This is a genomic window from Janthinobacterium sp. HH106 (assembly GCF_001758725.1).
Taxonomy (GTDB): Bacteria; Pseudomonadota; Gammaproteobacteria; order Burkholderiales; family Burkholderiaceae_D; genus Janthinobacterium.
In genome coordinates this window covers 89551-103553 of record NZ_LRIC01000019.1, presented here as the reverse complement: position 1 = coordinate 103553, position 14003 = coordinate 89551, and the positions used below count along the sequence as shown (strand labels likewise).

Below are 14003 nucleotides of genomic sequence, written 5' to 3'. Positions count from 1 at the left end.
TTTTGTTACTTTCACGACAATCCCCGAGACCCCGATGCAACGCCTGATTCCCCTGTTTTTCAGCCTGTTCTTTTTACTGTTCAGCAACGTCGCGCACGCCGCTGCGGCTCCCGGCAAGCGCATCGCCCTCGTGATCGGCAACGCGGCCTATCCGCAGCCGCTATTGAATCCCGTGAACGATGCGCGCGCCATGGCCGAGCGCCTGCGCCGCCTGGGCTTTGAAGTGCTGTTGCGCACGGACATCAATGCGCAACAGCTGCAAAAGGCGTCGGCCGAGTTTTCCACGCAGGCGCGCGGTGCCGATATCGCCCTCGTGTTTTACGCGGGCCACGGCGCACAGGCGGGCGAAACCAATTATGTGTTGCCGCTGGGCGCCAACATGAATGCGCTCAGTGCCGCGGCCATCGCCGCGCAGGGCGTGTCCGTTTCCAGCCTGGCGGGCGACCTGCAGCGCACGGGCGCGCGCGGCGCCGTGCTGATCCTCGACGCTTGCCGGCAGGAATATACGCGCGGCGGCGCCGTGATGGTCCCTGGCAGCGGCAACGCGGCCAGCCACGGCTTTGCCGACACGCAAGCGCCACGCGGCGTGGTGATCGCCTATTCGGCCGGACCGGGCGCCCTGGCGCGCGATTTCTGGTCGCCCGATTCGCGCAACAGCCCATACACCAGCGCCCTGCTCGACGCGCTCGACGCCCCGGGTCTGCCCATGAGCGACGTCTTCTCGCAAGTGGCGGCCAGGGTCGCCGCCATGACGCACGACGTGCAAAAACCGCGCGTGTCGTTCGGCGAAACGTCGGCGCGCCTCGTGCTGAACATGGGCAGCGGCAAGGGCGTCAGCCAGCCTCCAGCCAGCGTGCTGGCCGGCGCGCAAGGACAGGGCGGCATGCGCGCACCGGTCCCGGCGCCTGCGCCAGCGGTGGAAAAGTCGGCCGCCCCCGGTGCCAAGGTGTGGCCAGGCAATGTGCTGCAAGACATCAACTATGAAATCCGCATGCAGATCGCGGCCCGGCCCTTTCCCCGCCAGCAGCTGGAAAAGCGCGCGCGGGGCGGCGATCTGGTGGCGCTGACGGCGCTCGGCTACGGCATCGGCGGCGGCGACGCGGGCATCAAACAGCCGAAGGCGGGGATGCAGTGGCTGGAAAAAGCGGCCGCGAAAGATTTTCCTATCGCCCAAACCTACTTGGCCGAATTGCTGATGGTCAAGGGTGACCCGGCCTCATTGAAACGGGCGGGTGTGTTGCTGGACGCCGCCTCGCAGGCGGGCTACAGCCCCGCCCATGCGTATAAATTCGACCTGGCGCGGCGCACGGGCGCGCCGCCGCAGGACGCGGCCCGCCATCTGCAGGATGCCTTCATGGGCTTGATGAAGGACTACCAGGGCGCCGCCAAGGACGTATTACAGCCGCCGAAAAAATAATTTCAAATAATTTTGGATTTCCCTGAACTGCCTTCGTTATCCGTGGGTACATGCAATACAGCATGACAGTGACCAGGGAAATCTTATGCACACATCCAGCCCGGCAGCAACCATTACCACCGGCCAACGGGGCCGCATCCTCGCCTACCAACCGAGCGGACAAGGTTCCGTCAGCGTGGCCGGCATCCAGCATGCCTTCGACGTAGCCACCCACTGGCGCTCGGACGTGGCGCCCGCCATCAACGCCGTCGTCGACGTGCGCTTCGATGCCGCCGGCGGCCTCGCCACCGTCACGGCCATTCCCGCCCAGCAGCTGGCCCAGGAAGACATGGCCGGTGCCGCCAAGCTGGCGCGCGACAAGGGCCAGCAACTGTGGGGCCGGGCCGTCTCGGCGCTCGGCATCCAGGTGCTGGGGGCTCTTGGCGTGCTGATCGCCGGCGCCTTCATCTTCAACACCATCGGCATCCGTTTGTTCGCCTCCGTCTCGCGCACCTATTGGCAGCTGCTGGGCCTGTCCGCCGACAGCCTGGAAAGCTTTGCCCGCGATGGCGGCAGCGGTTTTACCTCGGCCCAATTCTTCTTCCTGCTGGCGATTGCCGCCTGCTGCGCCACCATGGCCAGCAGTCACCCGAAAGCGGCGCTGGGCAAGTGCGCGCCGCTGCTGTTCATCGTCATCCACAGCAGCTTGCTGTTCATCAAGATCAAGGGCGCCGTCAGCGACGCGGGCAACGCCATGGGCGGCATCATGGGCAGCCGCGCGGCCCGCATGGCCGAACAGATGGCCAGCGAAATGCTGGGACAAGTGTGGCAGGGGCTGTCGTTCGGCATCGGCTTTTACCTGGTGCTGGCGGCCAGCATTGTCCTGGCCGCTTACGGCATCGGCGAATACAAACGTAAAACCATCGGCTAAGTCACCTCACACATTCACTAAAGGAAATATCATGAACCGTACCCTGCCCGCCCTGCTCGCCATCGCCGTGATCCTGTCCGCCTGCAGCAAGACCGACACCGCCACACCGGCCGCCTCCGCCCCCGTCGCCGCGAATGTCGCCGACATGGCTGCCAAAGCCCAGGTAAAAGCGGCGGCCGCCAGCCTGCCGCAAGCGGACCCGGCCACGCCAAACGCCAGCTATATCGACATCACCAGCGGCAACCAGCTGATGTACAGCTACATCGCCCTGTCCGGCGTGCCGCCCGACTACGCGGCGGTGGCGCAGCGCATCTCGCGCGAATATGCGGGCAGCAACGACGCCTTCCGCAAGCAGGAAGTGCTCGACGCGCTGAAACCGCAGATCGACGCCAAGGTCAATGAAGCGAAAACGAAACGCTACCTGCGCTATCAGATCAACGGCCAGGGCGCGCTGTCTCCGTACGCCATGGACAAGGCCGCCTTCCCCGCCAAGTTCGCCGACGCGGGCACGTATTACTACATGTACGACAACGGCGACTACAAGCTGGCATTTACCAACGGCGACGGCTACGCGCTGCTGAAGGTGGACCAGGAGGCGGCGCGCAAGATCGAGGCGGCGCGCAGCGGCTACAAGGATTTCGCCATCATCGTGTACGCCTACGCCCAGGAAGCGGACATGGCCAGCAACCAGGTCAAGGCCCAGATCGTCAAGGTGGCGATCAAGCTGAACGGGCAGGAAATTCCTGTGCAGCAAGCGCTGTAAACCCAAGGGCAGGTACCGGGGTCGGACCCTCAGGGTCCGACCCCAGCCTTCGCTTGGGTTCACGACCTCGCCACTTGCAGTTACACTATTCGCCAACAACATCGAGAGTGAGACATGGGCGAACAGACACTGGCGGAACAACAGCTGGCCAAGGGCCGGCAACTGCAGCAGCAAGGCAAGCTGATCGAAGCGATCAACGCTTACCAGGCTGCTTACAAGCAAGATCCGGCCCTGGCCGAAGCGCAGCATTTCCAGGGCCTGGCGATGCTGGAGCTGGGCCAGGGCACCATCGGCCTGGGCCTGTTGAAACTGTCGCTCAGGCAACAGCCCGACAATGCCCTGTTCCACTACAACCTCGGCAACGTGCTGCGCGGTACGGACAGCGAGGCGGCGCTGGCCAGCTACGCCACGGCGGCGCGGCTGGCGCCGCACGAGCACGATTTCGCCATCAGCCATGCGGAATTGTTGATGGGGAAACAGCAGCTGATGGAGACCATCGCCGAACTGGAACGTGCCCACGCCCTGCGCCCCCAGCGCTGGCAAACCCTGCAAGGCCTGGCCGAGCTGTATTACCGCACGGGACAGCAGGAACTGGCCTTGGCCCGCTATGCGCAAGCCCTGGCGCTGCATCCGGCGCTGGCGCAAACGTGCTGCATCGGCTTTGCCAGTCCGCAAGCGGAACAGGCAGAAACATTGACGCAGCTCAATGTCGCGGACACCCTGCACGATTTTATCCGTGAAACCGACCTGCACATCCTCGACGATTTCCTGCCCGACCCGGACGCTTGGCGCGCCCAGGCGCTCAAGCTACCGTTCGAGCAGCAGCGCTATGCGGGACAGAATTATCCGGGCAGCCAGACGGCGGGCCAGCCCAGTCAAGCCATCATGGAGCGCATCGCCACGGCGCTGGGCCGCCCCATCCGTTTCATTTCGCCCGACAATGGCTCGTATCGCCTCAGCTATGCGGACGCGATGGCGCGCACGGATATCCACGTGGACAACGAGACGGGGAATAACTTCAATTTCTATGCGGGCGTGCTGTATCTGAACCCGCCCGAACAGTGCCAGGGCGGCACCACGTTCTGGCGCCACCAGCCCAGCGGCTGGTACCGGCGATTGCCCGAGGCGGACGTGAAAGCGGGCGGCTACGCCAGCTTCAAGGATTTCCAGAAACGCTGGCTGCCGAACAGTAAAGTACAGAAATTCAACGACTTACAGGAACAGCGCGACAGTTGGCAAGCGCTGCTGGAAGTGCCGATGCGCCACAACCGGTTGATCGTGTACAAGGGCCACTACTTTCACTCGATCAGCAATGTGTTTGGCGACACGCCGGAAAATGGACGATTGGTGCAGCTGTTTTTCTTTGAGGTGCCGGATTAGGCGTAACGGGCAATTGTCGGATTACGCCCTGCGGGCTAATCCGACCTACCAGTCACCGGACCATGCGTAGGTCGGATTAGCGGAACGCGTAATCCGACACAACCACCGCCTCGGGTCAATACATGTCGGCGGCCGTCGCCCGTACCGCTTTCAACAACATATCCGCCCCCGGCGACAGCAAATGATCCTGCTGGCGGATGATGCCGAAGGCATCCATCTTGCACGGTAGCTCGATGGGCAAAATGCTCAGCACGTTCAGCGATTCATAGTAATGGGCGACTTCCGTCGGCATCACGTGCAGGGAATCCGTCTGCTGCAGCAATGACGTGATCAAGAGCAAGGCGGTCGTGTCGACCACGTCGACGGGCGGCTCCAGGCTGGCGCGGCGGAACATCATGTCGAAACGGTGGCGCAGGATGCTGCCTTGCGGCGGCAATATCCACGGCTGGGCCGCCAGGTCCTTCAATTGCAGATTCTTGCGCGACAGCAGCGGATGGCCATTGCGCGCCACGGCGCTGGCCGGCTCTTCCGTCAATTCTTCATAGATGAGGCCGGCGCTGCTTTCCTTTTCCAGGATGCGCCCGATCATGAAATCCAGGGTACCGTGCTGCAGCATGTCCATCAGGGTATTGCTGTGCTCCAGGTGCACGCCGATGCGCATCAGCGGCGCCTGCTGCTTGATGCGGGCAATCGCGCGCGGCAGCAAGGCCATGGCCGGCGTCATGATGACGCCCACTTCCACCTGGCCCGTCAGGCCTGACTTCAGGGCGACGATGTCGTCATGCGCCAAGGATAGACTCGTCAGGGCCATGCGCGCGTGGCGTATCATCGTTTCGCCGTAGATGGTCGGCTCCATGCCGCGCGGCAACCTGTCGAACAGGCGCACGTCCAGCATCTCTTCCAGATCCTTGATTTGCTTGGACGCGGCCGGCTGCGTCATGTGCAATTCTTCCGCCGCGCGATGGATGTTGCGCTGCTCGTCAAGGGCGATCAACAGCAGCAATTGCCGCGTCTTCAGGCGGGCTCGCAAGAACCAGTTGGGGTTGAGGGTATCCATGAATAAATCATATCATGATCGATATCAGTTTCTCACTGATATCGATCTTATTGATATCGGTGTGTCTCCTTTTTGAGCGTCGTCAACGAGCGGTCACGATGCCTTGCAGGCGGCGCTCGGGTTGGCGGCCGGGCCAGCCGTTTGCTGGATGAATTCGATCGTGCCGTCCGGCTTGTATTTCAGCTCTTCCACGGCCACGGAGCGCCGGTATTCGCCGCCGCCGGGCAACTTGTCGTTGTGATAGAAGATGTAGGACTTGCCGTTGAACTCGATGATGGCCTGGTGGATGGTTTTCACGACGGCATTCTTGTCCATGATGGCGCCACGGAAATGCCACGGCCCCGTGGGCGTGGGTCCCGTCGAATATGCCGTTTCTTCCGGGAAGTTACGCGAGTACGACAGGTAATACGTGCCCGCATGCTTGTGCATATAGGCCGCTTCCGTAAACGCATCCATGCCTAAGGTCAATATCGGACCGTCGAGCTCCGTCATGTTGGCCTTGAGCTTGGCGTATTTCAAGACCGTGTTGCCCCAATAAATGTAGGCCTGGCCATCCGTATCGATGAAGACGGCCGGGTCGATGTCGTCCCACGGGATCGCCGTCTGTTTCGTCATGTCATTCGTGATCAGGGCGCTGCCGCGCGCGTCGACGAAGGGGCCGGTGGGGCTGTCGGACACGGCCACGCCGATGGCCTTGCCGGGGATGGTTTTATGGTCGACGGTCGAGTAAAAATAATACTTGCTGCCGCGCTTGACGATGTCGCCCGCCCACGCATCCTTGCCGGCCCAGGCAAAAGTGGAAAAGCGCACGGGCGAGCCGTGGTCGGTCCAGTTCGCCATGTCGCACGAGGAATACACGCGCCACTCGTTCATGCGGTAATCCGTATCCGTGGCGCTCGCTTCATCGTGACCCACGTACAGATAAACCCTGCCATTGTCGACCAGCGCGGCCGGATCGCCCGTGTAGATATTTTTCACGATGGGGTTGGCCGCCTGCGCGCCGCATGCCGCACAGGCGAGCACCGCCGCCATGCCGATGGCGGCACGTGTGTGTTGCTTGAACATCAGATTAACTCCCGTTGGTATTTTTCTGGCCCATGGCCATCAGTCTTTGCACGACGCAAAAGACGAACAGCAGGCCGCCGATGACGATCTTGGTCCACCACGAACTGAGCGTGCCGTCGAAGGCGATCAGGGTCTGGATGGTGCCCAGCACCAGCACGCCGGACAGGGCGCCCGCCACATAGCCGTAGCCGCCGCTGAGCAGGGTGCCGCCGATGACGACGGCGGCAATCGCGTCCAGTTCCGTGCCTTGCGCATGCAAGCCATAGCCGGACAGCATGTAGAACGAAAACAGCACGCCGCCGAGCGAAGCACAAAAGCCGCTGAAGGCATAAATGAAGACCTTGGTGCGGCCCACGGGCAAGCCCATCATCAGGGCCGACTGCTCATTGCCGCCGATCGCATACACGGCGCGGCCGAACGGCGTGGCGTGCGCCAGCCAGATGGCCAGCAGCAGGGTCAGCACGGCGATGACGACGCCGGGCGACACAAAACCGCCGAGAAAGCCCAGTTGCGTCTGCGACATGGCGACGAACAGCGGATCGTCGATGGTGATGGAGTTGATGCTGATCAAATAGCACAGTCCGCGCGCCAAAAACATGCCGGCCAGGGTGACGATGAAGGGCTGCAACTTGAAATAATGGATCAGCGCGCCCATGCCGGCGCCAAACACGGTGCCCAGCGCCAGCACGGTGACGATCACCAGGAGCGGCGGCCAGTGCGCCACGTTCAGCAGCCAGGCGGCGATCATGGTCGACAGGGCCAACACGGAACCGACGGACAGGTCGATGCCGCCGGAAACGATGACGAAGGTCATGCCGACGGCGATCACCAGCAAAAAGGCGTTATCGATCAACAGGTTAAAGATCACTTGCGTCGACAGCAAGCCCGGATAGGCGGCGCCGCCCAGGCCCAGCATCACCACCAGCAGCAAGACCGTGACGAGCGAGGTGAAATACGGGGTGTGCAGCAAGCCCTTCATGCTTTTCTCCGATGCAGCAATTGCTTGAATTCCGACGATTGCGACAGGCAGACGAGGAAGACGACGACCGACTTGACGACCATGTTCACTTCGGGCGGCACGCCGAGCGAATAGATCGTGTAGGTCAGGGTCTGAATGATGAGCGCGCCTATCATGCTGCCGACCAAGCTGAACTTGCCGCCGGCCAGGGACGTGCCGCCCAGGGTGACGGCCAGGATGGCGTCGAGTTCCAGCATCAGGCCCGCATTGTTCGCGTCCGCGCTCTTGATGTTCGAGCTGATCATCAAGCCCGACAAGCCCGCGCAGGCGGCGCAAAACACGTAGACAAAGAAAATCAATGTCGCCGTCCGGATGCCGGCCAGACGCGCGGCGACGGGGTTGATGCCGACGGCCTGGATGAACAGGCCCAAAGCGGTTTTCCGCATCAGCACGGCGGTGATGATAAACACGGCCGCGACGAGGAACAGGGAAAAGGGCAAGCCGAACAGGTAGCCGCTGCCGATGAAAAAGAACGGCTGATAGTAGACGGTGACGATCTGGCCATCGGTCAGCAATTGCGCCAGGCCACGCCCCGCCACCATCAGGATCAGGGTGGCGACGATGGGCTGCAAGCCCAGGCCAGCCACCAGCACGCCGTTCCAGGCGCCGCACAGCAGGGCCGCGCCCAGCGCCGCCGCCAGGGCCCAGCCCATGGGGATGTTGCTGACGTAAGTGGGCACGCCGTTGTCCATCACCATGGTGCCGCCGATCAGCATGGCGGCCACGGTGCCCGACAGGGCCACGACGGCGCCCACGGAAATGTCGATGCCGCGCGTGGCGATGACGAGGGTCATGCCCAGCGCGGCCAGCATCAGCGGTGCGGCGCGGTTGACGATGTCGATCACGCTGCCGTACAGGTGGCCATCGCGCACTTCCAGATGGAAAAAGCCGGGGATGGCAAAAAGATCGACCAGCAGCAGCAAGCACAGCGCGGCCAGGGGCCGGCTCAGGGGGTGGTGTAAAACGGTATGCACAATGGAAGAATCCGTGGTGGCAGCCGCCCGCGCCGCAGGGGTGGCGGGCGACGGTGTGGTCATGCTCATGCTGTCTCTCCGGCAATCACTTGCAGCACGGAACTGTCATCGAGCTCGCCCCGCGCATAGTCGCCGCAGGCCTTGCGGTCGCGCATGACGACAATACGGTCGCTGCAGCGCAGCACTTCGGGCAATTCGGACGAGATGAACAGAATCGCCATGCCCTTGCGGCACAGCTTGCTGACATAACTCATGATTTCCTGCTTGGCGCGCACGTCGATGCCGCGCGTCGGTTCGTCGAGAATCAGCATGGCGGGCGAGGTCACCAGCCAGCGCGCCAGCAAGGCCTTCTGCTGATTGCCGCCCGACAGGCTGCCGATCGGCGTTTCGATGCTGGCCGTCTTGATGCCCAGCGCTTTCACATATTCGTCGGCCAGCGCCTGCTGGCGTTTGAACGGGATGGCGCGCAGCAAGCCCGTACGGGCTTGCAAGGCCAGGATGATGTTTTCGCGCACGGACAGCGACAAAATCGCCCCCTCGTGCTTGCGGTCTTCCGAGCAAAAACCGATATCGCGGGCAATCGCGTCGCGCGGCACGGCGAACTGGCGCGGCTGGCCATGCATCGTGATCGTGCCCGAGTCCGCCTTGTCTGCGCCAAACAGCAAGCGCGCCAGTTCCGTGCGGCCTGAACCGAGCAAACCCGCCAGGCCCAGCAATTCACCCTGGCGGATGTGGAAATCCATGGGCAGCAAGGCGCCCTTGCGACCCAGTCCTGTTGCTTCCAGCACGGTCGGGCCGAAGCTGGCGGCGCCCGCTTCTTGCGCCAGATCAAGCTCTTGCGCCACGGTATCGGCCGCCACGCCGATCATCTTGTTCACCAGCGCCAGGCGCGACAGTTCGCTGCACGCATACTCTCCTTCGCGCTCGCCATTGCGCATGACCGTGATGCGGTCGGAAATGGCGTAGGTCTGGTCGAGAAAGTGCGTCACGAACAGGATCGCCATGCCCTGCTCGCGCAAACGGCGCAGCACGGAGAACAGCAGATGGACTTCCGCCTCGTCCAGGCTGGACGTGGGTTCGTCGAGGATCAGCACGCGGGCCGAAATATTCAGCGCGCGCGAAATGGCCACCATTTGCTGGATGGCCAAGGGAAAGCTGGACAGTTGCGCCGTGACGTCGATATCGATCTGCAATTGCTGCAGCAAGGCACGCGCCTGTTGCTGCATGGAACGCCAGTCGATAGGGCCAAAGCGGGCACCGAAGCGGCGCGGATAGCGGCCGATAAAGATGTTTTCCGCCACCGACAGGTTCGGACACAGATTGACTTCCTGGTACACGGTGCTGATGCCGAGCGCCTGCGCATCCGAGGTGGAGGCGGGGGCGATGGGCTTGCCGTCAAACAAGATCTGGCCGCTGTCGGGCGTGTAGACGCCCGTCAGCACCTTGATCAGGGTCGACTTTCCGGCGCCGTTTTGCCCCATCAAAGTGTGCACTTCGCCCGGATACAGGCGCAGGGCAACGTCGCTGAGGGCTTTGACGCCGGGAAAGGATTTGCTGATGCCGCGCAACTCCAGCAAGGGAGCTGGCGCGGCAGAGTGATGCGCTTGCGTCTTCATCATGCGGCAAGCTTAGTACTTACGGTTCGGAAATTCCTTGGCGGCCACCTCGGCAGGGAACACGCCTTCCACCGTCGTGATGCGCGCCGGCACGGGTTTACCGGCCACCACATCGCGGGCGATGGACATCAGTTGCGGGCCCAGCAGCGGGCTGCACTCGACGGTGACGTTCAGCTTGCCGGCGATCATGGCCTCGAACGCGCCTTTGACGCCATCGATCGAGATGATGATGATGTCCTTGCCCGGCTTCATGCCCGCTTCTTCGATGGCCTGGATGGCGCCGATGGCCATGTCGTCATTGTGCGCGTACAAGACGTTGATCTTCTTGCCTTCGGCCTTCAGGAACGCTTCCATCACTTCCTTGCCCTTGGCGCGCGTAAAGTCGCCCGTTTGCGAACGGATGATCTTCATCTTCGGATTCTTGCCGATGACTTCCTGGAAGCCTTCCTTGCGGTCGATGGCCGGCGCGGAACCGACCGTACCCTGCAGTTCGACGATGTTCAGGGTCGCATCCGGGGTTTTCTTGGCATAGTCCAGCAGCCACTGGCCGGCGCGGCGGCCCTCTTCCACGAAGTCGGAACCGATGAAGGTCACGTACAGCGACTTGTCGGCCACGTTGACGGCGCGGTCCGTCAGGATGACGGGAATCTTGGCGGCCTTGGCTTCGCGCAGCACCGTATCCCAGCCCGACTCGACGACGGGCGAAAAGGCGATCACGTCGACCTTTTGCGCGATGAACGAGCGCAGGGCCTTGACCTGGTTTTCCTGTTTTTGCTGCGCATCGGCAAATTTCAGGGTGACGCCATCCTTCTTGGCCGCCTCCTTGATGGAGACGGTATTGGCGGTGCGCCATTCGCTCTCGGCGCCTACCTGCGAAAAGCCCATGACGAGAGGCTTGGCGGCAAACGCGGACGAGGTAGCGAAGGTGGTGGCGGAAGCGGCCAGCAGCATGGCGCTGGCGAGGAGTGTGCGGCGTGTCAATTTCATTCTTGTCTCCAGTTTTTTTTTGGAATACCATCACAGCCGGATGCCGGATGGGCGGTTTTTTATGAACCCATGGTAGGAGAAAGCAACATAGCCATCCAATCAATTCTTTTTCGCTTGCGATATCGATTTGCATATCACCTGCTGCCCATCCCCTGGTCCGCTTACCGTTTGGCGGCCGGCAATTCGCGGCTCTGGTAGCGGTTCAAGTCGCGCGGGTCCACCTGCGGCCAGCCGTCCTTGTCCCACGTCATGGGCAATATCTTGAGCTTCTGCAAATAGTTGTCCGCCGTTTCGTAGGCGTGCAGCACCAGGTAATCCTTGCCGTCAAACGTGTAGGCGCTGTTGTGGCCCAGTCCCTGCCAATCCTTGTCGCCTTTCAATACCACCGTGCCGCCGCCCTGCGCCATGTCGCGGCCATCCTTGTCCAGGTACGGCCCCGTCACGCTCTTGGCACGGCCCACGGCCAGGTGATACGTGCTTTTTTCCTTCTGGCAGCACAAGCCCCAGGAGACGAACAGGAAGTATTCATTGCCGCGCTGGAAGATGAACGGCGCCTCGATTTCCTCTGGCGCGGGCTTGAATTCGCCCGCCCGTGGCGGCAGCGGCACGCGGCGCGCCAGCGAATGCCACTCTTGCGGTTCCGCAATGGTTTTCCAGTCCGCGTTGAGTTTCACCAGTTTGATGCCGTTCCAGAACGAGCCGAAGGCCATCCACGGCGTGCCCTTGGCATCGGTGACGATGTTCGAGTCGATGGCATTCCACTCGTCGCGCTCGGGCACCGATTGCAGCAGCATGCCCTGGTCGACCCAGCGGTAATCGGGCGAGCGGGGATTCAAGGTGGTATTGACGGTCACGCCGATGCCGGACGTGTTCTTGCCGAAGCCGGACACCGAGTAGTACAGGTAATATTTGCCGTCATGGAACTGGACATCGGGCGCCCAGATATGATCGTCAAACGACGGTGCGGCCGTCTTGGCCCAGGTCGGCTGGCCCGCGAAGACGCGCCCTTCCGGCTGCCAGTCGCGCATATTCTTCGAGCTGTAGAAGGTGATGCCGGGACCCGTGCTGTACAAATAATACGTGTCGCCTTCCTTGGCCATCACGGGGTCGTGCACGCTGACCTGGGCCGCCTGGACGGGGCTGAACGCAAGCATGGCCGCCAAGGCCATCATTGTCGAAAATTGCATCGTGTTCTCCACATGGCCAGCCGGCCCGTCATGCGGGCCGGCTGGATACCTCAAAATCGGCAGGTTTATTCGACCGCCACCACCACCACCGCCTTGGCGGGCACCGACACGGTCAGCTTGCCGCCCTGCGCCTGGGCATTGAACGCCACCGGCTGCACGGCTTGCGGCTGCGCAAAGCTGTTGACGGCATCCATCTTGCCGGCGGTCAGCACGCGGCCCGTGACCTTGGCCGCCGGCTTGCCGGCCAGGGCCACGCTGACGTCGACGGCCTTGTGCGGGTTGGTGTTGACCAGGGACAAGTACACCTTGCCATCCCTGGCGCGCGCGGCCGAGGCGCTCACTTCAGGAATGCTGACCTTGCCCAGGCTGTACTTGCCATTGCCGGCGATGGCGACCGGCAGCGAAGTGGCGTCCTGGAAGGGCACATACATTTCAAATGCGTGATACGTAGGCGTGAGGAAATATTTATCCTTGTCCGTGATGATCATCGCCTGCAGCACGTTGACCATTTGCGCGATATTCGTCATGCGCACTCTGTCCGCGTGAGCATGGAAGATATTGAAGTTCAGGGCAGCGACGAGCGCATCGCGCAAGCTGTTTTGCTGGAACAGGAAACCCGTGTTGGTGCCCGGCTCGACGTCGTACCAGGTGCCCCATTCATCGACGTACAGGCCCGTCTTTTTCGACGGGTCGTTCTTGTCGATGGCGGCGAGATTGTTCTTGATCAAGCTATCGATGCGCAGGGTGCGGCTCAGAGTGGAAATCCACTCATTTTCACCAAAGCCCGTGGCGGCGCCCTTCTTTTCCCACACACCGGTCGGCACCGTGTAGTAGTGGAAACTGATGGCATCCATCATGTTCGGCTTGATCTCGCGGCTCAGGGTGCTGGACCAGCTGGTGTCGTCGTCATTGCCGCCGCTGGCGATGAATTTCGGGCGCGCGCTTTCCGGCGTCTTCATGAAGGTGTGATAGTGCTTGTACAGGTCGGCATAGTACTGCGGGCGCATATTGCCGCCGCAACCCCACGCTTCATTGCCGATGCCGAAATAATCGACCTTGTACGGCTGCGCACGGCCATTCTTGCGGCGCAACTCGGCCAGGGTCGATTTGCTGTCCGACGTCATGTATTCGAGCCACTCGGACATTTCCTGCGGCGTGCCGGAACCGAGGTTGCCGTTGATATAGGTCTGCGCGCCCAGCAACTCGGCCAGGTCGAAGAATTCATGCGTGCCGACGGCGTTCGACTCTTCCACGCCGCCCCAGTTGGTGTTGACCTTGGTCGGGCGCTTGTCGCGCGCGCCGATGCCATCCTTCCAGTGGTATTCATCGGCAAAACAGCCGCCCGGCCAGCGCACCAGCGGTACATGCAACTGTTTCAGCGCGCCCAGCACGTCATTGCGCCAGCCCTTGGTGTTCGGGATGGCAGAGTCCGGCCCCACCCACATGCCTTCGTAGATGCCGGTCCCCAGGTGTTCGGCGAACTGGCCGTAGATGTTCTTGTTGATCACGGAACCAGGCCTGGCCACGTCGATGGTGACGTTGACGGGCGCGGCAAAAGCGCTGCCGACGGCCATGGCCAGGCTGAGGGCTACGATGCTGGTATGGATGAATTTCATGCTGTCTCCTGTT

Annotated in this window: 12 protein-coding genes; 4 read left to right on the top strand and 8 right to left on the bottom strand. The window is 62.2% G+C overall.

The window, feature by feature from the left end:
- Positions 1-34: 34 nt before the first annotated feature.
- From JAB8_RS10330 to JAB8_RS10315, 4 genes are all read left to right on the top strand, one after another.
- Complete coding sequence (locus JAB8_RS10330) at positions 35-1417, top strand: caspase family protein (RefSeq protein ID WP_070289440.1); 1383 nt, start codon at positions 35-37, stop codon at positions 1415-1417.
- Between the two features lie 85 nt (positions 1418-1502).
- Positions 1503-2327, top strand: coding sequence for a hypothetical protein (locus JAB8_RS10325; RefSeq protein ID WP_070289439.1), 825 nt, complete (start codon positions 1503-1505; stop codon positions 2325-2327).
- 31 nt (positions 2328-2358) lie between these two features.
- Entirely contained in the window at positions 2359-3090 is a 732-nt protein-coding gene (locus JAB8_RS10320; RefSeq protein WP_070289438.1) for a hypothetical protein, read from the top strand.
- Between the two features lie 114 nt (positions 3091-3204).
- Positions 3205-4470, top strand: a complete 1266-nt coding sequence (locus tag JAB8_RS10315) for a DUF6445 family protein (RefSeq protein WP_070289437.1) — start codon at positions 3205-3207, stop codon at positions 4468-4470.
- Positions 4471-4585: 115 nt separating this feature from the next.
- On the opposite strand, the gene JAB8_RS10310 is transcribed toward JAB8_RS10315, so the two are convergent.
- The 8 genes from JAB8_RS10310 to JAB8_RS10275 form a co-directional block, all read right to left on the bottom strand.
- Positions 4586-5527: a LysR family transcriptional regulator gene (locus JAB8_RS10310; RefSeq protein WP_070219038.1), complete on the bottom strand. Its 942-nt coding sequence runs from the start codon at positions 5525-5527 to the stop codon at positions 4586-4588.
- A 93-nt stretch (positions 5528-5620) separates the two neighbouring features.
- Positions 5621-6592 carry a glycoside hydrolase family 43 protein gene (locus tag JAB8_RS10305; RefSeq protein WP_070289436.1) on the bottom strand — a complete coding sequence of 324 codons (972 nt, stop codon included), beginning with the start codon at positions 6590-6592 and terminating at the stop codon, positions 5621-5623.
- 4 nt (positions 6593-6596) lie between these two features.
- Positions 6597-7571, bottom strand: coding sequence for a galactofuranose ABC transporter, permease protein YjfF (yjfF, locus tag JAB8_RS10300; RefSeq protein ID WP_070289435.1), 975 nt, complete (start codon positions 7569-7571; stop codon positions 6597-6599).
- Positions 7568-8653 (bottom strand): ABC transporter permease, encoded by a 1086-nt coding sequence (locus tag JAB8_RS10295; protein WP_070289434.1) that lies wholly within the window; start codon positions 8651-8653, stop codon positions 7568-7570. Before JAB8_RS10295 ends, yjfF begins: the two co-directional genes overlap by 4 nt.
- Positions 8650-10203: a sugar ABC transporter ATP-binding protein gene (locus tag JAB8_RS10290; protein ID WP_254679491.1), complete on the bottom strand. Its 1554-nt coding sequence runs from the start codon at positions 10201-10203 to the stop codon at positions 8650-8652. Before JAB8_RS10290 ends, JAB8_RS10295 begins: the two co-directional genes overlap by 4 nt.
- A 9-nt stretch (positions 10204-10212) precedes the next feature.
- On the bottom strand, positions 10213-11187 hold the full coding sequence (locus tag JAB8_RS10285; protein WP_070289433.1) for an ABC transporter substrate-binding protein: 975 nt from the start codon (positions 11185-11187) through the stop codon (positions 10213-10215).
- A 161-nt stretch (positions 11188-11348) separates the two neighbouring features.
- Positions 11349-12374: an arabinan endo-1,5-alpha-L-arabinosidase gene (locus JAB8_RS10280; protein WP_070289432.1), complete on the bottom strand. Its 1026-nt coding sequence runs from the start codon at positions 12372-12374 to the stop codon at positions 11349-11351.
- 65 nt (positions 12375-12439) lie between these two features.
- Complete coding sequence (locus JAB8_RS10275) at positions 12440-13990, bottom strand: alpha-L-arabinofuranosidase C-terminal domain-containing protein (protein WP_070289431.1); 1551 nt, start codon at positions 13988-13990, stop codon at positions 12440-12442.
- Positions 13991-14003: the final 13 nt, after the last annotated feature.